Source organism: Commensalibacter sp. M0268, from assembly GCF_016101925.1.
GTDB classification, from domain to species: Bacteria; Pseudomonadota; Alphaproteobacteria; order Acetobacterales; family Acetobacteraceae; genus Commensalibacter; species Commensalibacter melissae.
The window spans coordinates 1-20,410 of sequence record NZ_JACFPQ010000008.1; the positions used below are offsets into that span (position 1 = coordinate 1).

Annotated in this window: 21 protein-coding genes and 1 pseudogene; 7 read left to right on the forward strand and 15 right to left on the reverse strand. The window is 32.6% G+C overall.

Features of this window, described 5'->3' with window-relative positions:
• The 10 genes and pseudogenes from H3R28_RS08950 to H3R28_RS08700 form a co-directional block, all read right to left on the reverse strand.
• Positions 1-715, reverse strand: a pseudogene (locus tag H3R28_RS08950) (hypothetical protein); the annotation flags it as partial.
• Positions 716-784: 69 nt separating this feature from the next.
• Positions 785-1,264, reverse strand: a complete 480-nt coding sequence (locus H3R28_RS08955) for a relaxase/mobilization nuclease domain-containing protein (protein WP_232351297.1) — start codon at positions 1,262-1,264, stop codon at positions 785-787.
• Positions 1,265-1,435: 171 nt separating this feature from the next.
• Entirely contained in the window at positions 1,436-1,606 is a 171-nt protein-coding gene (locus tag H3R28_RS08665) for a hypothetical protein (protein ID WP_198211004.1), read from the reverse strand.
• Between the two features lie 380 nt (positions 1,607-1,986).
• Positions 1,987-2,250 (reverse strand): type II toxin-antitoxin system RelE/ParE family toxin, encoded by a 264-nt coding sequence (locus H3R28_RS08670; protein WP_198195212.1) that lies wholly within the window; start codon positions 2,248-2,250, stop codon positions 1,987-1,989.
• Position 2,251: 1 nt separating this feature from the next.
• The gene (locus H3R28_RS08675) at positions 2,252-2,473 is read right to left on the reverse strand and encodes a DUF6290 family protein (RefSeq protein WP_196424287.1); all 222 of its coding nucleotides are present in this window, start codon (positions 2,471-2,473) and stop codon (positions 2,252-2,254) included.
• Between the two features lie 54 nt (positions 2,474-2,527).
• Positions 2,528-3,088 (reverse strand): recombinase family protein, encoded by a 561-nt coding sequence (locus H3R28_RS08680; protein ID WP_198211002.1) that lies wholly within the window; start codon positions 3,086-3,088, stop codon positions 2,528-2,530.
• A 237-nt stretch (positions 3,089-3,325) separates the two neighbouring features.
• On the reverse strand, positions 3,326-5,977 hold the full coding sequence (locus H3R28_RS08685) for a DEAD/DEAH box helicase family protein (protein WP_155566124.1): 2,652 nt from the start codon (positions 5,975-5,977) through the stop codon (positions 3,326-3,328).
• A gap of 3 nt (positions 5,978-5,980) precedes the next feature.
• Entirely contained in the window at positions 5,981-7,876 is a 1,896-nt protein-coding gene (locus H3R28_RS08690) for a site-specific DNA-methyltransferase (RefSeq protein ID WP_198210993.1), read from the reverse strand.
• A 37-nt stretch (positions 7,877-7,913) separates the two neighbouring features.
• Positions 7,914-8,309: a type II toxin-antitoxin system VapC family toxin gene (locus H3R28_RS08695; RefSeq protein WP_198210991.1), complete on the reverse strand. Its 396-nt coding sequence runs from the start codon at positions 8,307-8,309 to the stop codon at positions 7,914-7,916.
• Positions 8,306-8,536: an antitoxin gene (locus H3R28_RS08700; protein WP_155566122.1), complete on the reverse strand. Its 231-nt coding sequence runs from the start codon at positions 8,534-8,536 to the stop codon at positions 8,306-8,308. The genes H3R28_RS08695 and H3R28_RS08700 overlap by 4 nt, the downstream gene beginning before the upstream one ends.
• A gap of 275 nt (positions 8,537-8,811) precedes the next feature.
• On the opposite strand from H3R28_RS08700, the gene H3R28_RS08705 reads away from it, so the two are divergent.
• Complete coding sequence (locus H3R28_RS08705; RefSeq protein ID WP_370552705.1) at positions 8,812-9,024, forward strand: recombinase family protein; 213 nt, start codon at positions 8,812-8,814, stop codon at positions 9,022-9,024.
• Positions 9,025-9,122: 98 nt separating this feature from the next.
• On the opposite strand, the gene H3R28_RS08710 is transcribed toward H3R28_RS08705, so the two are convergent.
• The 4 genes from H3R28_RS08710 to H3R28_RS09105 form a co-directional block, all read right to left on the reverse strand.
• Positions 9,123-9,377 (reverse strand): hypothetical protein, encoded by a 255-nt coding sequence (locus tag H3R28_RS08710; RefSeq protein ID WP_198185732.1) that lies wholly within the window; start codon positions 9,375-9,377, stop codon positions 9,123-9,125.
• Between the two features lie 2 nt (positions 9,378-9,379).
• Positions 9,380-10,030, reverse strand: a complete 651-nt coding sequence (locus H3R28_RS08715; protein WP_155569824.1) for a ParA family protein — start codon at positions 10,028-10,030, stop codon at positions 9,380-9,382.
• Between the two features lie 128 nt (positions 10,031-10,158).
• Positions 10,159-11,361 carry a plasmid replication protein RepC gene (gene repC / locus H3R28_RS08720; RefSeq protein WP_198185730.1) on the reverse strand — a complete coding sequence of 401 codons (1,203 nt, stop codon included), beginning with the start codon at positions 11,359-11,361 and terminating at the stop codon, positions 10,159-10,161.
• Between the two features lie 538 nt (positions 11,362-11,899).
• Positions 11,900-12,268: a type IV secretory system conjugative DNA transfer family protein gene (locus H3R28_RS09105; protein ID WP_198185737.1), complete on the reverse strand. Its 369-nt coding sequence runs from the start codon at positions 12,266-12,268 to the stop codon at positions 11,900-11,902.
• 922 nt (positions 12,269-13,190) lie between these two features.
• Between H3R28_RS09105 and H3R28_RS08730 the strand changes: the two genes are divergently transcribed.
• The 6 genes from H3R28_RS08730 to H3R28_RS08755 all read left to right on the forward strand — a co-directional run bounded on the left by H3R28_RS08730 (position 13,191) and on the right by H3R28_RS08755 (position 19,606).
• Positions 13,191-13,502: a helix-turn-helix domain-containing protein gene (locus H3R28_RS08730; protein WP_122124322.1), complete on the forward strand. Its 312-nt coding sequence runs from the start codon at positions 13,191-13,193 to the stop codon at positions 13,500-13,502.
• Positions 13,503-13,645: 143 nt separating this feature from the next.
• Entirely contained in the window at positions 13,646-13,783 is a 138-nt protein-coding gene (locus H3R28_RS09110) for a replication initiator protein A (RefSeq protein ID WP_198211010.1), read from the forward strand.
• Between the two features lie 355 nt (positions 13,784-14,138).
• On the forward strand, positions 14,139-17,981 hold the full coding sequence (locus H3R28_RS08740; RefSeq protein WP_198211008.1) for a Hint domain-containing protein: 3,843 nt from the start codon (positions 14,139-14,141) through the stop codon (positions 17,979-17,981).
• A 290-nt stretch (positions 17,982-18,271) separates the two neighbouring features.
• Positions 18,272-18,472, forward strand: a complete 201-nt coding sequence (locus H3R28_RS08745; RefSeq protein ID WP_155572432.1) for a hypothetical protein — start codon at positions 18,272-18,274, stop codon at positions 18,470-18,472.
• Positions 18,473-18,563: 91 nt separating this feature from the next.
• A complete protein-coding gene (locus H3R28_RS08750) occupies positions 18,564-19,097 on the forward strand; it encodes a replication/maintenance protein RepL (protein ID WP_155572433.1) in 534 nt (177 codons plus the stop codon).
• 104 nt (positions 19,098-19,201) lie between these two features.
• On the forward strand, positions 19,202-19,606 hold the full coding sequence (locus H3R28_RS08755; RefSeq protein ID WP_198211006.1) for a tetratricopeptide repeat protein: 405 nt from the start codon (positions 19,202-19,204) through the stop codon (positions 19,604-19,606).
• Here the strand turns inward: H3R28_RS08755 and H3R28_RS08960 are convergent.
• The gene (locus tag H3R28_RS08960; RefSeq protein WP_232351298.1) at positions 19,599-20,381 is read right to left on the reverse strand and encodes a hypothetical protein; all 783 of its coding nucleotides are present in this window, start codon (positions 20,379-20,381) and stop codon (positions 19,599-19,601) included. The genes H3R28_RS08755 and H3R28_RS08960 overlap by 8 nt on opposite strands.
• Positions 20,382-20,410 lie beyond the last annotated feature (29 nt).

The window sequence follows — 20,410 nt, forward strand, 5'->3', positions numbered from 1 at the left end:
GTTTTACTTCAATGCATCTAGAGACTTTTCGAGCAAGCTCTTCAACTGTTGGTTTTCCTGCTCTAACCTGTCCAACCGTTCGCTTAATGTGTTCATAAGCTCGTTTTGTTGCCTCACCAACCTGTCTAATGCGTCCTTCAAAAGTTTCTCTGTCGGTGTCATTTAGTTTTTCCCTAGCTTGATAATTCGGTAGTCTTGATCGTCTCCGAATACTTGATTGTTGTATTGAGGATCGACCTTGATGCAGGTTAACGTTTCTTTGTTTCCCGTTGTGCAGTTCGCCAACATCAGCCCCTTGCTGTTTTCCTTGTAAAGGGCTGCCGACTGCTTCCACTCCCGCATATCCATATATTGGTTTGTCGCTGCGTTGATGAGATAAAACAACCCCACTATCAAAACCGCTCCAACCCCGATTATGATCCAGAACGGCACCTTGTAGAGCCTGATCAAGTCTTTCTGAATGGCTTGTTTTTGACGCTCCAAATCGTCTCGAAAACTCTGCATGTCTGCGATCAACTGCTTTTGCAAGTTCTGTTCCTGCCTGGTGATTGCCTCCAATAGCTGTCGCTTGGCTTCCAAGTCCTTTTGCTCGCTGTATTTCTTCAATTGCTCGATTGAGTTCGAAAGACTGCTCATAGATTGCCCCTTTAAGCCTTAAATTTCGCCCGTCTGTCTTGATGGAGATGTTTTTGGGTGTAACTTCTAGCGATTTCAAAACCAGCCTCTGTAAGGCAATTTAAAACATCCTCACGTGTCTGAATACGCCCCTTTTCAAGTTCCCCCTCTAAAAGCCCGTTAATCGCTTCCTGAGCCTCTTTTTTGTTTTTGGGCTGTTCCTACCTGAAACAGTCATTTGACGCTTCTGCGGTGCGTCTGGATCGCTTAAATCGTATTGTTGATTAATTACCTGCTTGAAGTTCTCTGCAAGGGGTCGATCTGATTTGTCGTAATAGACCGATAACCGCTTCCCACTTTCAAGCTCTACATTGGGCACAAAGAAGTTTAACTCAAGCCTCCCTTTGTCGGTGTGTTCAATCCAACAGATATTGTATTGCTCTGGCTCCCACCCCGCGAAAAAGGTTTCTTCAAATTTCTGCATGATTTCCTGTTTATAAGCATCAGGGATAGAAGCTTCCTCAAATGACAAACAACCAACCGTATATTGATTCTTGAAGTCTAATCCCTCTGCAATATCAACGGAAAGTCTTGGGTTTCCTTGAAGAACTTGAAATTCATCTTCGCTCTTCTTGAGCAAATAATCCATTGATCCACGAGGACTGCCTCCCGATTTTGGATGAGGAAAGAACTTAATGATCATTTTCGAGCAAACACGTTAATTGTTGTTCGATATGAATGATCTCAATCAACCATTCAATATTGTTTTTTGAATATTGGATTTTCTTGGCAATCTGATTGAGATTGACGCCAATCTTGTTCAATTCGTAAAGCAGTAAAGGATCAACGGTTGCAACTTTTTTTTAGGTTTTTGGTTTAAACAGGTTTCACGTATCCACTCTGCCAATCGAGGCTTGGTCTTTCTTTGAAGCAACTGTTCATATTCTTCTTGGGTTGTCATAATCTCAATTTTTTTGGTTCGCTTTTTCATGATTTCTTCTTTGCTGTAAAAAGGGGTTAAGGGGAACATTCCCTTACAAGAATACAAACCATGGAAAATCATACTTGATTTAACAGCATTAAAAGAAAACACCATGATGCATTTTTATACGGAGCATATGAGTTCTAAAACTAAACATCACCAGATGCTTATATAATAAATTAAAAGCTAATAGATGATTTCTATTGTTGAGCATGAAATGCGAATAAGTTTAGTGTTCCAGTACTGGAACACACATCTTGCCAGCTTAATATAGTATTTTTTTGTCCTTTTTTGTATTCTTTTATTTGATAGAATAATTTTTTGTAATAAAATACAAAAAAGGACAAAAACAGATAAAAAAGGATAAAAACGGACAAAATTAGATCAGTTTATTTATACACATCTTTACGATAACCAACAGCAACGCATATCAAAATTAATAGATCATCTTTAATTTCACAGATGAGGAGATAATATCCAATACAATACCGCCAATATCCCTTTAAATTACCAGTAAGAATTTTACCTCTTTCTTTAGAATTATCATAGCCATCAAGGTTTTTCTTAATCCATGCTAATATTAAACGTGCCTGTTGCTTATCAAATGATTTTAAATCTTTGTAGAAGCCTTTTTCATAAACAATCTTAAACACATTAGACACCAAATTTTTGATACAAATCTTCTATATCAAAATTAGGCTCGTTAGCTTTACGACGTTTATCTGCCATATCTGTAAGATTATAATCAAACTCATTTTCTACCATTTCATTAACAGCAGATAAAACAAGATTGGATAAAGAAATGTTCTTTAATTTGGCTATTTCTTGTAGTTCAAATTTAATGTGATCGTCTATTCTAATATTTAACATCGACATAATAATTCTCCTTATGTATTACATATGCAATACAATTATGGAAAGATAACAAGATCATAACTTTAAGTGCTTACACTCTTTCATTACTCTCTGAACCGTTGAAAGACTGATATTTAAAGCTTTGGCTGTTTTTCTGTAACTAGCCCCTTCTTTACTCATAGCCTCTATAATAACGCTACTATCAATCGTTTTCCTTCGACCTTTATATTTCCCTGCTTGTTTTGCTTTGGCTATGCCTTCTCTTTGTCGTTCTCTAATTAGGCTTCTTTCGAATTCAGCAAAACTTCCCAATAGTTGAAACATCAGTTTTTTAATAGGATCTTGGTCATTTTTAAACGTTAGATTTTCTTTATGAAAATGAATAGTAACGCCCCTAGCATTTAAATCCTCTACCAATTGGCTTAAGTCTTTCAGGTTTCTTGCTAGCCGATCAATAGAGTGAACATGAATAACGTCACCTTCTCTGACATATTCTAGCATCGCTTGTAATTGAGGTCTTTGCGTATCTACACCACTGGTTTTATCTGTAAAGGTTTTATCTAGCTTAACCTCATCAAGCTGTCTTTCTGTATTTTGATATTCAGAACTAACACGAATATATCCAATATCACTCATAATGATCTTTATTGTATTCTTTTAAGTTTGAGATGTTTATCTATTAGACTGTATTCTTAAATAAATCAACTTAAATAAATACGGATTTCAATTGTTTTTGTATTTATGAGAATGTATTCTTTTAAATGTAATCTAGTAAATACAAAATACTTTGCACAAACTCATCATAATAAAAAATATTTGCAAACTCTTTTATCGTAGATTTTACAGATACAATATACTTATTATTAAATTATTTCATACTAAATCCAGACTAAGCGATGTGTCCTCCAATTTTTGACCATCATAAAGTTTATTTTCCATATCATCGATAAAGTTTTGTCTCTGTTCATATGCAAAAAATTTAATTCCAATCAAACGAACATTTTTATTTTCAAGAACAATGCAATCTCTATCATTGATTTTCTCTAACATTTTCTCTTTCCAGCCATCATCTTGAATACGATCATCGCCTTTGGGTTCTAATAGCACTTGATAGTATATTTCTTCTGTAAGATCTGTCATGATCATAATAAAATCAGGCATGAAACCACGCACGCCGTCAAATTCGGTTAATTTAAAGCGCGTAGATTGTTCATCATTACGAATAATATATATATTGCTATATTTTTGTTTTAATTTATCCATAAACTGAGAAAGTAAATCGACTAAACGATGTTCTAATTGATTTAAAATAGCATTGTCATAGACATACCATTTCTGACCTGTTGTGCTCTTAGCTTCAATCTTTTGGTTTGAGGTAGATACATTATAAGTATCAATATAAATGGTATAATCTTTAATGATCTCTTTTATTGGTTTACTAGTAAAATTATAAGTTCCCTTAAATTTCTTATAATTTCTTCTAATATTATCAGCTATTCTTTGAAAGATTTCTTTAACCAGATCTAGTTTTTCCTTAGATGATATTTTTTCTAAAGTGATATTCTTGGGTATTTCAACATTGATTGTAAGCTTACCAAGATATTTTTCTGATCTTATAAATTCTTTAATACTTCTTAGTTGTGGAAAATAGCGCTTTAAATTATTAAAATGATAAAAGCTAATTTGTTGAATTACTTTGTAATAATAACGTTCATCTACAGTTAACGTTTGTTTTTTAGTTTCTCCTTCACTATTATCATTAGATAAATTTTCTAGGGAATATTCTTGAGAAGTTTTATACTTTACTTCAAACGTTGATTCTAAAGAATAACTCTCCCAATTCCTGGTATTGTCATCAATTTCGACTGCCTCATTAAAATAAAGATTCCCGTTTTTATAAATTTTTGATTTTTTGAAGCCCTCTTTTAATTTTGCATGCTCTACTGTTCCATCTCCATCGCTTTGGGCGATGATATCTGCCTGATCAAGTGAACTATGTAGCGCTTTAATATAAGAAGCCTCGTTAATCGTATGATAATGAAGTTGCTCTAAAATACCTAACTCATTAGTATTTTTATCAAAACGACGCGTATAACTTTTCTCGTTTTGATAGGTAAATGGATAATAGCGTGCACCCCGTCCAATTAATTGTGCTTCACTATCTGTTCCTGACTTAGTGGAGGAAGCTTTCTCTTTAATTCTAACAATATCATACAGATTTAAAACGTCCCAACCTTCATTAAGCTTTGCAACGGCAAAGATTGCACGAATAGGATTATCATTATTTTCAAGAGTATTTAATAAAATAGGGTGATCTTCAAGTAAATCAGCTGTATTTACGTTTAAAATATTTAATAGATTAAAATCTTCTTGAATAGCCTCAACGATTGAAACTAAATCATTTGTTTCATAATGAGCTATAATTTTATGCCAAACGCTTGGAGCAGAAGGTAAATGAGATTTCTTTTGTAATAAATGCCGTTTAATTTTTTCTGGTGTTAAATCTTCTATAATTTGAGTAAAATCATCTTGTTTAGCTTTAGAAATAGTAATTTGACTGGATTTAAACAAGATAATCGGTTTAAAGGGGGTAATATTATGTTTGGTCGCAATCATCTTACGATATTGACTAAGTAAGACGGCATCAAGCATTTTATCATTATCATTTTGATCCGCTTCTAAAAGCATAACCTTTTTAGAATACCCATCCAGCATAAACTGCTTTAAATCATATTGATAAATGATCTTGTCTTTGTATTTTGAGTATATCTCTTTATCGTCAAGATTAATCGTTGCAGTAAACTCAAAAAGTCGGTTTTCAGGGCGCAAAGCAAGAATATTCTCGATTGTGCGTTCCCAAGTGATTTCTTCATATTCTTTAGAATTTTTGTTTTTTGCTTTTGTGCCAGCATTAAAATGATGAGCCTCATCACCCAACAAAACTAAAGGGATTTCCTTTAAATCTTCATAGGTTACACAATTTTCTTTATACGCTTTTAATTCATCATGAATTTTATGGATCGTGGAAAGCTTAAGGTAAATTGTATTTTTATTAGGAACAAGTGGGAAAATTTCTACTGCCTCAATAAGAATCCTTTCCCCCTCTATCTCTATGGGTTCGTTAAATAAATATTTTGCAGAATGAGGATTTAAAAGATTTTCTTTGGTCTTTTGGATAATTGCATCTGTATGCACAAAAAAAATAAAATTCTGATAATGATGTTCCTTAAATAAATAAAGAATAGCACCTGCCATAATCATCGTTTTACCAGAACCTGTCGCCATATTAAAAAGTAAATGACGATAAAGTCTATTTACTTCTCCATTATCTTGCGAATAATGTAAATAACGTAAAGCTTGATCTTGATAAGGACGCAGCTTATCTTTTAAATTATCTTGGATATAACTTGGATTAACATAATCCTTATACAAAAAATTAGGGTTTCTATGCGTTTCATCATTATCCAATTGTTGATAATAATGAAAAAGCAAATCTTGCTTAGATGAACGCGTTTTTTTTACCATCGCTTAACCTCTTCGATAAAAACTTCTGGTAAAAGCTTTATCCTTTTCAGAAATATGAAGCATTTCATCATCCATTTCAGAAACATTGACATAAAGCTGATTTTTATCCAATAACTCTATTAAAAGGCGCCTTTGTTCGTCCAAAGGTAAATCATCAAACGTAACTTTATGAGAAATACCGTCTATTTCATATTCAGTATTTAAAACTTTCTCAAGCGCCACTTGATAATTTAAATGAGCTTCAGATTTCATTTGTCCAAATAAAGATTTTAAGGTTTCCGTATCCTGAGCTTGCTGGATTTTTTTTACAAAAACTTGATTTAATTCCATCAGTTCGGTATAGACAAAACTGCCCCCACCTTGCCAGTTTACATCCTTGGAAATCCCGCCCTGCTCGCCTTCGATGACTTTTTGCAAGCGTGCTACAGTAATATCATCAATATAATCCATCTGCTCAATACCAATATAACGCCGTCCCATTTTATGCGCTACCGCAGCCGTTGTGCCACTGCCAAGGTGGAAGTCGAGAACAAGATCTCCTTCATTCGAACCAATATGGATAATTCTCTGTATGAGTTTTTCTGGCTTAGGTGTAGAAAAAACATCTTCATTAAAAAAATTATTAATTTCTTTCTTTGCTTCTTGATTATGACCTACTTCTGAATTAGACCACCATGACCATGGAACCATACCCCTAACGTCTTTTAAGTAAGTTTTTCTTCTGGGCATTGCATCCCCATTAATGCCGAACCACATTTTACCTTCTTTACGCTGTTTAAGCATTTCTGATTCAATATTTTTCCAACATCTACCTTTCGGAGGAGTAAAAGTTTTACCAGAAGGCGTAACAATTTCGTACATTTGATTTGGTCTATAGCCTTGTGCTGTAAAATCAGAAGACACCCAGTTACCGTTTGGGTCATTATCTGGATTTTTATATTTACTTTTTTGCTCAAATGTAAGCGGAATTAAATTTATCGCTTCTTTAAAAGCTTTTGAGTCAATACAATAAATTAAAATATAATCATGCCCTGCACCTAATGGTGTTCTAGCATCTGGTGAAGTCCTTTTTTGCCATACAATATTAGATATAAAGCTATTGCTACCAAAAATTTGATCCATTAACACCTTTAAATAAGCCTGCTCACCATCATCAATATTAATCCAGATACTTCCATCATCACTTAATAATTCTCTTGCAACCTCAAGACGATTCTTCATAAAAACAAGCCACGTAGAGTGATTAAAGCGATCATTATATTTAAACCCATCATTCCCTGTATTATAAGGGGGATCAATATAAATCAGTTTCACCTTGCCCGCATAACGTTCTTTTAACGAATGAAGCGCAATCAGATTATTACCTTTGATTATTAAATTATCATCATCGCAAAAATCCGTAATATTTTTATCAACACCATTGGCACTATAGCGTTTGGTATTGGTAAAGAGTTTAGGAGAAAATAAACGATCTATTTCATCACGAGCAATAACCTCATGATAATAAACCTCGTCTTTACCTTGCTCCTCTTTTGTCATTCCCCCTTCCAACACACAATCTTTAAAAGGAAAATCAAGAACAACATCTGTATTACGATCTAAATATTTTCCATCAGTAGTTAAACCTATAGAGTTACAATATTTAGTAAAGCTATCTGGCCAATATTCTTTATATTTCAAAAGACTAATTAATTTATCAAAGTCGAAAATTACGATCCCATCAATAATCGTACTATAGATTGATTTAATCTTTTCATTATAAATTAATGCTTTAATTAACTTAGGTTCTTTTTGATTAATTGCTTGGATCACCATTGAGCGACGTAATATATTATTATCCCAAAACTGAGGAAATGCTTTTAATACACGGTTAATTTCTTTAATTAATTCGGTTTCCATTCAATGATTCCAATTTTAATATTCAGTAAGTGTTATATCAAACCCAATTTTCTACAATTAATCCTTTTACTCTTTTAAATTCCTTCACATTATTGGTAACCAACGTTACGTCTAATGCTAGAGCATGAGCAGCAATTAACATATCCAAACTGCCAATAGGTTGACCTGTCGATTGTAATTGATGTCTTAATTGAGCATAACGCCAGATAGATTGTTCATCATAAGGTAATATTTCTAAAGGTGCTAAAAACTTATTAAGTGCTTGTTTGTTTCTTTGTGATCCAGACTTTTCAATACCAAAAGCAAGCTCTGAAGCCGTAATACTGGAAATCCCTAACTGTCCTAATTGAAATTGTTTGAACTTCTCAAACACATGAGGAGGTTTGTTATTGATAATATAAATACAGATATTGGTATCGAGTAAATAAATCACTTTATATCCTCACGGGTTTGATCTCCTTGAAGATCTCTTGTAAATTGAAAATCATCTTCAAACTCATTGACAGCTTCCTGCATTAATAGCCACGGATTTTCTTTAGGCAATAAAAGAACACCATTTCCAAATGCTTTAATTATCACTGTATCTTCGTTAAAACGAAATTCCTTAGGCAATCTCACGGCTTGACTTCTGCCATTTTGAAATATTTTTGCTACTTGCATATTAATACTCCTTTATAATATATACTATTGATATATATCATATGTAATATTACTCTTACAAGTAAAAATGATCTGTTATATATTGTAGGTCATATTCATGTTTAAAATATGCATCTACAGAACACGTGTCTTCAAATTGTTCTGGAACACCCATCAAAGCAGGTTTTATCGTTAAGTTATTACTATAAAGAGGAATAAAAGATTTACTATGTTATGCAATTGTTCAATAGCCCAACCTTTGTTAAATATGATTTTGAAAGCTTGAACCAATTCTATTGAGCTTATTAGAAAATATTGATACAACAACTTCAAGTGGTAAATTTATATTTCATTTATTTGGAGCTTTAACTCAATTTGAAAAAGATTTAATTCAAGAACGAACAAGAGCTGGTCTGAAAGCGGCAAGAGATCAAGGAAGAATTGGTGGAAGACCTGTTGTAATGACAGATAAAAAACTTAAAAAAGCCAAAGAGCATCTTAAAAATTGATTAAATGTCAGAGAGGCTGCCGCTCGCATTAAAGTTAGTTCAACAACCTTGTACAAAGCACTTAATATCAAGAAATCTTATATGTAAAACAATAAAAACTAATTTTGTTTTTGTTTAACATAATGATCAAAAGCTAATACCAATAATTCATTGAGCTTTAAATCATGAGATGCTGCAAATACACGAAAACGCTTTCTAAAATCTGAAGATACTCTAAAATTTAGAGGCATATTATTTTTATCTTTATTTTGAATTAACTGATTTCCATTAGGAATAGACACATCTTTAGTGGATATACTATTTTTTTTAGTTGAGATTAAACCATCCAAATTTAGTTTATTTTTATTAGACATAACTATAAAATTTCTTTCTTTTTATTTTTCTTTTTAGTTTTTATACGTGCAAGCACGAAAGATAACAATTTGTATATTTCTTGTGAACTTTTTCCGTTTTTATTTGTTTCCATTACGGTTTTACCATCAATCATTGATGATGCGTAATCAATGCGATCATGTATAATAATAGGAGAAACCGTTCCATATTCAGATAATGCCGCAATTGTTTGAATTGTCAGGTGTGTATTATATTTTGCTTGAGTGATAACAAAGATAAATGGACATTTTACTTTTTGAATAATATCTATGGTACTACCTATGGCTCTTAAGTCATGTGGACTTGGTCTTGTTGGAACAATTACTAAATCGGCAAGTTTAATGGTTTCATAAATTGCATTGGTAATAGCAGGTGGCGTGTCTATTAATAACAATTTTACGCCAGCTTTTTTTAATGCTTCAATTTTTTCAGGTAATTTTTTTAAATCCGATGAAGTTAATGCAGGCATATCATTTTCACGAACATTCCACCAAGATAATAGAGATGATTGTGGATCCATATCTATTAAAACTGTAGGAGAAATATTATTCAATTCTGCTGCAACCGCCAAATGAGCTGTTAAAGTAGTTTTTGAAGATCCTCCTTTTTGACTAGCAATAACTATGACTTTCATTGTTTCACTATTACCTGAATAAAATTAATGTTTTTTATATTAGCATATAACAATAATAGTAAAAAGCACGCAAAATACTTTTTTGCTTTTAAAAAAAATTATAAAGATATATTTATATAAAAATAAAATTATTTTGTTATTAGTCCATACAACGTTTTGTCCAGGTGCAATTCATTTTTCCCGTGAATTTTGATAAAACTTCTGAATAATCCGCCCGCAGATTTTACCAGTCCCTTATCATGGCGAGCGTTTACAATAGCCAGAGCGGTTATGGCCTGTTTTATTCCGAAACAGTCACATGCCTCTTTCCATGCCGATTGATGGATACCCAGTGAATGTAGGACACAAGGTGCAACATTTTCCAAATCTGACCATGTTGCCCTGTCAGATATCCAGTCTCGAAAGAGGGGTGCTATTTTTAGGATCAATGCGGGTGAGATGATGAAACCGTTCAGGGCATCTTGATCGGAAATCATTTTATCCACAGTTTGACTACTATTGGCTTCCTGGGCAATTACATTATTATATATTTTATGTTTGTTTGTACTTGTATATAGGGTGACATTTTTGTCATCCCCGGGTGACATATCAACATTGTTCTCTTTTATTTCATCATTCACAACAACCTCGGTTTTTTCAAATATCTTCTGCAATGAATACTCAATCCGCATCAGGGTTTTGATATCTTGCGAACAACGTTTGAGCTGACTGGAGAATGATGCGATTTCCTCTATTATGGAGGCCTTGTCATCATGTCCCGCATAATCCAGTAAATTAAGGATTTTTCTTTTCCAGCCATGACATGCGAATTTTAGGGCATCTCTCTGTTTCCTGTAACTTTCCGCATCCCGAATGATGGCTTCAAACTCCTCTCTTCTCTCTGCAAGCGGTGACAGGTTGAAACCGCACCCCGCAATAACGGCCTGATCGGGATCATTGTTTTTTCTTTTTCCCCATCTCTTGCTTGTTCCAACCTCACACATTGTTATCAGGCCTGCGTCGATTGCTTTCTTGCGTATCCTTTGCAATTTTCTCAAGTCATATCCCAATATGTCACACAGGGCCTGATTTGAAAGCCATACCAGGGGAAAACCGTTTTCCTCCCAATCTACGGGCCTTGTCCATTTGATCAGCAATTCTATAAAACGGAAAACGGAATCACTGATATTCAGTTCGGAGCTGACTTTTTTAAATACTGTCAGTATCTCGCTGCATGTGGTCGCCTTGAATTGTCCTGTCAATTTTTTAGACCAGAAAAATTCGCTTTTCGTAATAGTTCTGCGTCCAGTGAATTGTGTGTTTTTTTTGGAAATATGACAGTCAGTAATCATTTTTTAATCATTTCAAATATTAAAATATCGTGAAAAATGAAAACTGCCCAACACAAAAGAATTAACAATTTTTCTCTTGCTTTTGTCGTTTATATAACTTATATATAGGTTATGTTGTATTGAGCCTATACATAATAATTCTTGTGGTTGGGCAATTTTAAAAACCTCGCTTTAAAAAGCGGGGTTTTTTATGTCGCAAAAGGTGAATTCATTCGGTATTACTCCTTTCTTTTAAAAATTCATAAGCCTTAAAATACCCACAATGTATTATAAATTTAAGGTCATTGTAAATAAAAAAATATTCATTCCATGATTACAGATTGTTTTTTGTATATTAAAAATACTAATCTTTAAAACAAAATTTTATATAAATATATAAAATTGTTTTGCGTGCTTTTTGTTATTTTAACTTTTATGCATATTAACATTAAAGTTAAAACGAAAAATAAAAAGAAAGAAATTTTATAATTCTATTTACAAATACCATTAAAAAACAAATAGTAATGAAAAGCTAAAAGGATTTAGACAATTCATTAAATCAATCGTAACAACAAATGTAATTTGTAATTTTAAAAGTGGATTTGTTAAATGGAAAACTTTTTAAGATTTTAATAATAATAAAGATATGGATAGTTATTTTATATTTTCTGCCACCATCTCTTGCATCGGCTAGAGCCTTTAAACGTCCAAGAAAATTAACTTCGTCCAACATATAAAGAACTCTGCCTTTTATATTTCCATTTGCTTGATATACAACACTCAGAAGAGAACCTATAATAAGATGACCCAAAGCTGGAGTGCTTTTTAATGAATGTTCAGATGTTTGAATACAAATAGTTAAATTTCCATTGCGTAATTCTTTAGGATCAAAATCACCATAAGAAACTATATCAGCATACGCTTTGATACTTCACCATTTTGTTTCAGATACAGCATGTGAATAAATATCTGAAAATGTTTCAGAATAAACACCCATGAGTGAACCTGCTAATTGACGAGATTTTGTCTTCTGTCTATTAATTCTTCTGCTGTAGCATCACCTTCAAAATCACATATAATCAAGGAAGTTAATTTTCCATTTTTTCTCACCAAATAAAATTAAAGATCATTGTCAATTGTTTTTGTCAGAATTTTGTCAGAGAATTTCAGAAATTTGTCAGAGCCTGTCAGAATTTTGTCAGAAATTGTCAGTTTTTTGTCAGAAAATTTCAGAATTTTGTCAGTTTTTGTCAGAACCTGTCAGAGATTAGTAAATTTCGTTCGTTTCACTCACCAGCATAGGACAAAAAGCCCATGATTAATCCTTAATCTAGGGCTTTTTAAGGACATACACCATACGCAAGCATAGCTTTGCATAAGTATTTGATATATATAAGATTTTTATTTATAATTTGGATAATTATGTCGGACAGGTGTCGGACAAAATATAATATGTTGTTGATATATAAGTATTTTTTCGTCATACTTTCGTCGTACATTTTGACAACGAAACTAAAGGTTTTTTATGTATATTATATTTGTTAAATAATTATGAAATTATTTTATCCACAGGTGCACCTAAATACACGATAATAAAAAAGGACAACTGCTACAAACAATTGCCCTTTACAACCATTATTTTTATTATTTTTAATGCCTAAATCACTCATAGAGTGATTACGTGTTTCCATGGAAAAAACGTCAGATTTTGGTATACGTTAAAAATATCTTGGATTTATTACATATCAAAATATTATTGCAATAATCAATAAAAAGAATTAAATAATATCTTTTACAAAACAAAATTATATTGATAAAAAAATATTTTATTCTTGAATTATTAATATAAAATGAAAAAAAGCGACGAACCAACAAATTCACAAATTATATATGGTTACAACTTTAGAATAGAAAGATTAAATTTAGGTTGGAGCCAAGAAAAAGCGGCGAATTATTCAAAAACATCAAAATCATTTATATCTCTTTTAGAACGTGCAAAAACTGGCATTAGTTTGAGAAAAGCAGAGGAACTTTCTCTAGTTTTATTTAATAAAGAATTAATTGACATGCTTAGGAAAAAACCAAGATCATACAAACGTGCACAAACAGAATTTCCTGTTGGACGTGTTGATCCCAAAAAAAAGAAAAAACTTATTGAATAGTATAAATATTAGCGCACTTTTAAAATGCGCCAACTGCTTTAATCAAAACATTTCTAACTGATTATCTAAGCCTTCATCAGCAATATATTGTTTTAATGCTTCGATTTTATTGTAATGTTTCTATATGTCCATAGCTTTTAACCATTAGCCACGACTATTTTAAATTACGAAAACCTCTTGATCATCGTATATATGAATTAGCTCGAAAACATTGTGAAAACAAAAAAATTGAAAAATATAACTTAAATCATTTTATAAAAAAACAAGGACAACAGATGTAATTCGTAATTTTAAAATAAGTATTAAATATCATTTTTTTAATAAAAAAATTCTATATTAAAATATAGAATAAAATATATATGATTATACCATAATAGTTTTAAATAAATAAATTTATAATTAACAATTATATTTTATATTCAATTGTTTTTTCTTAAAAAGAAGATTTCTTATAGTCATTAAAATTCTTAATCTTTTTATAAAATTTTTTTGTAAACATTTTGGAATTGTAATTTTTTTATATAAATATTATTATGTAATGTTTCTATAAATTAATTATTAATTTATTAAAATTATAATTTTAACGTTAAAATAACTATATAAAAACTTAATAAATTTTAAGGAAAAAAAATTAAGATGGCATCTTTTTCAAATAATGTAGATTTTAGAAATATTGTAATCAAAAATGATTATCCAATTATTTCCGGTGGTGTTTGGAATGCTGTATTAGATACATTTACAGGTGAAACTATTTATACCAGTAATTATACTAGTGTACATGGTCCTGTTAATATGATCCATGGAGTTTTAAACATTAAAAGCGGCGCCACTGTTAGCGGTATCTATCAGCTTGCCAATATGTCCGGTTTTGGTGGGGATGCAAACCCAACCATCAATATCGAAAATGGTGGAAAACTTGAAAATTCCCACATTTTCAACGGTTTCGTAAATATTCAAAATGGTGGTGTATCAGAAAACAACGAATATGTATCAGAAGTTGTAAATATCAAGAATGGTGGAACATCTGATAGTGACAGTTTCTTTGATCCTGGTGATACAGCAGAACGTGGCGGTACATTAATCAACCGTTATTTAGCAGGTGGAAGCAGTTCTTTTCGTACCGCGGATTCCACTGCCAATGTTAATCTTGACAATGGTGGCAAAATCCACAATCCCCATATGGCCAATACAGGAAATAATAATAGTTTTCATGTAATGATACCTGTGGGAGACGAATGTAATGGAAATAATTGTTCACGAACAGTTTCAGCGGGCGAAACAGTATCAAACCTAACAGTTCTACCTTCTTGCTCCTTATCAGTTTACGGTAAAGCAAATAATACTATAATTAATGGTGGCTCTTTATATACTTATTCAGGATCAGTTGTAACAGGAGTAACTGATAATAATGCTGGAAATATATATGCATCTGGTGGAACACTTTCAGATGTAACTGTAAATAGCGCAGGAAATATAGGTGTAGCTGGCGGAACACTTTCAAATGTAACGATAAACAGTGCTGGACATTTAAATGCATCTGGCGGAACACTTTCAGATGTAACTGTAAATAATACCGGATCTGCTTATTTTACTAATGCCGGTACAAACGTAACAAACCTAAAATTAAATAGTGCCTCAGCAACTCTTGACAATTCAGCTACTGCAATAGGATCAATAATTAGCTCTGGTGGTAAGGAATACATTTCAACAGGTTCCATTGATTCCGCAGCCAAAATTTCATATGGCGGTCAACAATTCATTTCCGGAAGATATGGTACATTTGCTTTTGCTAAAGATACAACCATTTATGCAGGGGCCACCCAAACCGTTTATGACTGGGGTAGAACAGAAAATGTAATTCTATCAGGTGGAACACTTAATGTCAGTGCCGGTGGTGGTATCAATAATGACGTAAATTTCATCTCTGGTGGAACAGTCAATGTTTATTCCGGTGCAGGCGTTTCCACTACAATAGATAATGGTGGTAAAGAATACGTTTATAATGGTGGTTGGACAAATAACACAATTGTCCGTAACGGCTTCCAATATGTAATGAGTGGAGGTGTTGTTAGTACTACTACAGTAGATGATAATGGAATTGTAACAGTTAATTCCAATGGCACAGCAAAAGATATTACCGTTAATGATGGCGGTGAAATCAGGGTTTCCGGTGGAACTGTGGATACCGCTTCAATCAACAATAATGGTATTGTTGATATTAATGGAGGTACTATCAATAATGCCACTATTGAATATGGAGGTATCTTAAATATTGTTAGTGGTTATACAGGAAATATTTATGTAAACAATGGTGGCGCTTTATTAATATCACCAGATCAAGTAACTGGTTTGGGTCAAATTCATTTACAAACAGGTGGATTTGTTAACCATCGAAGAGTTCTTAAAGATACTGTAATTAATAGTCTTACAAAAGAAACCTTAACCGCTTTATTTAATGATCCAACTTTATTTGCACCTGTAGATTCAACTACTGATATAAATACAAATACGGATAAAAATACAACAATTATTCATGGATGGGATGAATTAAATGATCTTTTAAATAATCCTGAATATTTCGAGCAAGAACAAAATCCTCTTTTAAGGACCGCCAATAGTTCTTCACTTCCTACTACTGACGATAAAGGAAACCCCATAGAATGGATTACTAATCCACCACATGAAGAAGATTCAGATTCAGATCCAGATAAACGTGTAGACCTAAGAAGTTATATACTTACTAAACAACCAAATGATCTGGGACAAGCTCAATTCTATTCCTTTTTACCTCCAGGTCATATAGATCGTGTTTGGGGTGTTAAAGTCGCATATGGAGGAGATGACCAAAAATTATCGGATCATCAATTTGGTGATGTTCTTTTATATGGAAACAATGTTACTGATTATGCTGATAGTATAACTTATAAAGCTCATATCTATATTGCAGACACAGCTAATTTAATAGTAAATGACTCAAATTCAGTTATTCCAAATGCTACAGTTTATGAAAACTCTACGCTAAAAGCAACCGATGGTCAAATTGGTAATTTAACTGTTGACGGTGGAACAGCAACTTTTTCTAAAGATGCAAAATTGACTGGAACATTAACTTTAGTCAATGGCGGACGTACCACCATTGAAACTGAAACCGGCGGTATTATTGATCTGCAAGGAACAGAAAACAACGGTCTAATTATTTCTGGAAAAGCTGCTGCAAATGGCATAGAAGTTAAATCAACTATCGATGATTTTGATGGTCATGATCAAATTACTTTAAAAGATATTCAACGTAGTGATGTTGCAGGTGTTGAATTTACAGATGACGATCATGTAAAAATTACTTTAAAAGATGGTTCATCCATTACATTACATATTATCGGTATCAAAAACACTGGTTATATTCTAGGTGAAAATCCTGATGGTAGCCTTACTTTTGCGGCCTGTTTCTTGGCTGGTACTTTGATATCCACGTTTAATTCGACAATGGCCGTTGAAACCATTAAAGTCGGAGATATAGTCAAGACATTTGACTGGAAAATGAAGCAGACAACTAATGCCACTGTTATTTGGGTTGGTCAGAAACATACCAATGTAAAAACATATTTGTCAGATGATCTTGCTGGTTATCCTGTACGTATTTTAAAAAATGCGATTTCTGAAAATGTTCCAAATGAGGATCTACTTGTAACTCCAGAACATTGCCTATTTTTTGATGGCAACTTTGTTCCTGCCCGTATGTTGGTAAACGGACGCTCAATCTATTATGATTATTCCATTACCTCTTATGATTATTATCATATTGAAACAGAACAACATTCTGTCATTTGGGCTAATGGAATGCTAACTGAAAGTTATCTGGATACAGGAAATAGAAATACGTTTAAGAATGATCAAAAAGTTGTTTCCTTGTTCAATAATATCAAAACTTGGGATAATGATGCGGCAGCGCCATTGAATGTTCATCGTGATTTCGTAGAACCTATTTACAATCAAATTAATAAACGTGCTCTAGATATTAATTTTGAATTACAAACAGAACATTTTGCTCTTACATCAGATCCAAATCTGTATTTGACAACAGAATTGGGAACAATTATTCAGCCACATGCATGTAATAATGGAAAATATATATTTAATATTCCAGAAGATATAGACAAGGTTGATCTTATTTCAAGAACTGGTCGTCCATGTGAAACTGTTGGTTCATTTATTGATGATCGTCGTGAACTCGGTGTATTAGTTGGAAACGTATTTGTCATCAACAAAAATGATATTCACGAAATAACTGATCACTTATCGAACCCTGATTTAACCGGCTGGGATGTTATTGAACAATCTCCTTGTCGTTGGACAAAAGGAAAGGCCACTTTAAATATTCATGCTACCCAATCAGGAAAAAGCGTCTTGATAGTTAATATATTAGCTGCGGGTCCTTATCTTCTTGATGAGAAAAAAGAACTTTATAAAAAAGTTGGATAATTAATTAAAAATAATATTTGCCCATATAGGCAAATATTACCACATTAATTTTTATAATAATTTAATTAGCATCTAGAAAAAGGATTATACCTTTTTAGATGCTAATTTTTTGCCCTTAATTATCAATCTAGAACAAATTAAATCTACTATGTTTAATACCATCATAAATATGCTCAATAATTATGAGATCATTTAATTATATTCTTAAAAATCATCTAATAGAAAACACTGTCTTTCCTATTGTTCCTATTATAGGAATATTAATTATTATGGTTTAACAGAAAAGCAAAATGCAACCACAAACAGCACAAAACAATGGGTTTACCCAAATATACAATAAAGGTTGGAAAAGAATTGTAGAACTATCAGGCAATAATAAATCAAGTCCTATTGGTTTATATGCTTTTTTTGCAAACTTTGGATGTTTTCCACAGTTTAAAAGGGAGACTATAGAGGGATATAATATATCTATTATATCTAGTAAATTTTAAAATTATCAATTATTGTTGGGAAACCGTAAAAAAACGCTCTTGTAATACTTGCCATAGAGTAGCAACAATTATTTATTAACAGGGTCAAATCATGACTGCAAAGATCAAAAGATTTCAACCTAAAGAAAAACAAGAAAAGCAACAAGATTTATTAGAATTATTATCAATTCTTGAGCGCTTTCCAGAATTAAATGAGAGAAAAATATCCTCTTTATTGTGGGAAGTTAAACGAAAAAATAAAATTAATCTACCTGAAGATTGGACATTCATTATGATTAGCCCAGAACAAAATAGAGCTGTTGTTGATTGGTTAGAGGAAAATAGTAAGCGTCCTTTAAAAGCTCTTAGATTATGGGCTTTACTATTCGAAAATGTGCATCGTGAAACTGGTCAAATTATGCTTTCACGTCGAGAAATAGCACAAGAAATAAATATCCAGACACAAACCGTTACCAATATCATGTCTGAATTAGAAAGTATCAAAGCAATTTTGAAACAGAAAAATGGACGAGGCGTTATGTATTACATGAATCCAAATATCGCCAACCATTATCCTAGAGAAATTAGAAACGGCGAGCAGAAAAAAGCCCCTCAATTAAAGATTATTGATGGAGGAATAATTTGATTTGTTTAGCTTAATGATAACTCTTTCCATCTTACTATTAGTAATAATCTTATTTTTTTATAATCGAATAAAAGCACAAAATTAATATTCGTAAAAACATTAAAATGCTTACTATAGAATCCGAAAAAGGTAGAAAAGTTTCTCAATTTTCCCTTGGCGTTATATACCTTGAGGGTATAAAAATTCCAAAAAATTATCAAAAAGCTTTTGATTTAATAAGTAAATCTTCTGACCAAAATTTTTCCCCCGCACAAAATACACTTGGCCAAATGTATTACAAAGGGAAAGGTGTCCCTCAAAACTATACTTTAGCTTTTTATTTTTATAGTAGAGCAGCTAATCAAGGAGATCCAAATGCCCAATTATTACTTGGTAACATGTATATGGATGGAAAAGGTGTTACCAAAAATTATAATATAGCAACTGAATGGCTTACTAAAGCTGCAAACCAAGGAAATGAAAATGCAAAAGAAGGACTACGTATAATAAGAACACAATTAATTAACTAAATGTGTTTTTATTTCCTAAAAGCTTTATTTGATATTTTGCTTTTATTTCTTTTTTTTGCGGTTTTACTTCAATGCATCTAGAGACTTTTCGAGCAAGCTCTTCAACTGTTGGTTTTCCTGCTCTAACCTGTCCAACCGTTCGCTTAATGTGTTCATAAGCTCGTTTTGTTGCCTCACCAACCTGTCTAATGCGTCCTTCAAAAGTTTCTCTGTCGGTGTCATTTAGTTTTTCCCTAGCTTGATAATTCGGTAGTCTTGATCGTCTCCGAATACTTGATTGTTGTATTGAGGATCGACCTTGATGCAGGTTAACGTTTCTTTGTTTCCCGTTGTGCAGTTCGCCAACATCAGCCCCTTGCTGTTTTCCTTGTAAAGGGCTGCCGACTGCTTCCACTCCCGCATATCCATATATTGGTTTGTCGCTGCGTTGATGAGATAAAACAACCCCACTATCAAAACCGCTCCAACCCCGATTATGATCCAGAACGGCACCTTGTAGAGCCTGATCAAGTCTTTCTGAATGGCTTGTTTTTGACGCTCCAAATCGTCTCGAAAACTCTGCATGTCTGCGATCAACTGCTTTTGCAAGTTCTGTTCCTGCCTGGTGATTGCCTCCAATAGCTGTCGCTTGGCTTCCAAGTCCTTTTGCTCGCTGTATTTCTTCAATTGCTCGATTGAGTTCGAAAGACTGCTCATAGATTGCCCCTTTAAGCCTTAAATTTCGCCCGTCTGTCTTGATGGAGATGTTTTTGGGTGTAACTTCTAGCGATTTCAAAACCAGCCTCTGTAAGGCAATTTAAAACA

Bases quoted from the DNA above. Each gene is read 5' to 3' on its own strand.
- H3R28_RS08955 (WP_232351297.1), bottom strand. From the start codon at position 1,264: ATGGATTATTTGCTCAAGAAGAGCGAAGATGAATTTCAAGTTCTTCAA.
- H3R28_RS08665 (WP_198211004.1), bottom strand. From the start codon at position 1,606: ATGAAAAAGCGAACCAAAAAAATTGAGATTATGACAACCCAAGAAGAA.
- H3R28_RS08675 (WP_196424287.1), bottom strand. From the start codon at position 2,473: ATGTCGATGTTAAATATTAGAATAGACGATCACATTAAATTTGAACTA.
- H3R28_RS08680 (WP_198211002.1), bottom strand. From the start codon at position 3,088: ATGAGTGATATTGGATATATTCGTGTTAGTTCTGAATATCAAAATACA.
- H3R28_RS08685 (WP_155566124.1), bottom strand. From the start codon at position 5,977: ATGGTAAAAAAAACGCGTTCATCTAAGCAAGATTTGCTTTTTCATTAT.
- H3R28_RS08690 (WP_198210993.1), bottom strand. From the start codon at position 7,876: ATGGAAACCGAATTAATTAAAGAAATTAACCGTGTATTAAAAGCATTT.
- H3R28_RS08700 (WP_155566122.1), bottom strand. From the start codon at position 8,536: ATGCAAGTAGCAAAAATATTTCAAAATGGCAGAAGTCAAGCCGTGAGA.
- H3R28_RS08710 (WP_198185732.1), bottom strand. From the start codon at position 9,377: ATGTCTAATAAAAATAAACTAAATTTGGATGGTTTAATCTCAACTAAA.
- H3R28_RS08715 (WP_155569824.1), bottom strand. From the start codon at position 10,030: ATGAAAGTCATAGTTATTGCTAGTCAAAAAGGAGGATCTTCAAAAACT.
- repC (WP_198185730.1), bottom strand. From the start codon at position 11,361: ATGATTACTGACTGTCATATTTCCAAAAAAAACACACAATTCACTGGA.
- H3R28_RS08730 (WP_122124322.1), top strand. From the start codon at position 13,191: ATGAAAAAAAGCGACGAACCAACAAATTCACAAATTATATATGGTTAC.
- H3R28_RS08740 (WP_198211008.1), top strand. From the start codon at position 14,139: ATGGCATCTTTTTCAAATAATGTAGATTTTAGAAATATTGTAATCAAA.
- H3R28_RS08745 (WP_155572432.1), top strand. From the start codon at position 18,272: ATGCAACCACAAACAGCACAAAACAATGGGTTTACCCAAATATACAAT.
- H3R28_RS08750 (WP_155572433.1), top strand. From the start codon at position 18,564: ATGACTGCAAAGATCAAAAGATTTCAACCTAAAGAAAAACAAGAAAAG.
- H3R28_RS08755 (WP_198211006.1), top strand. From the start codon at position 19,202: ATGCTTACTATAGAATCCGAAAAAGGTAGAAAAGTTTCTCAATTTTCC.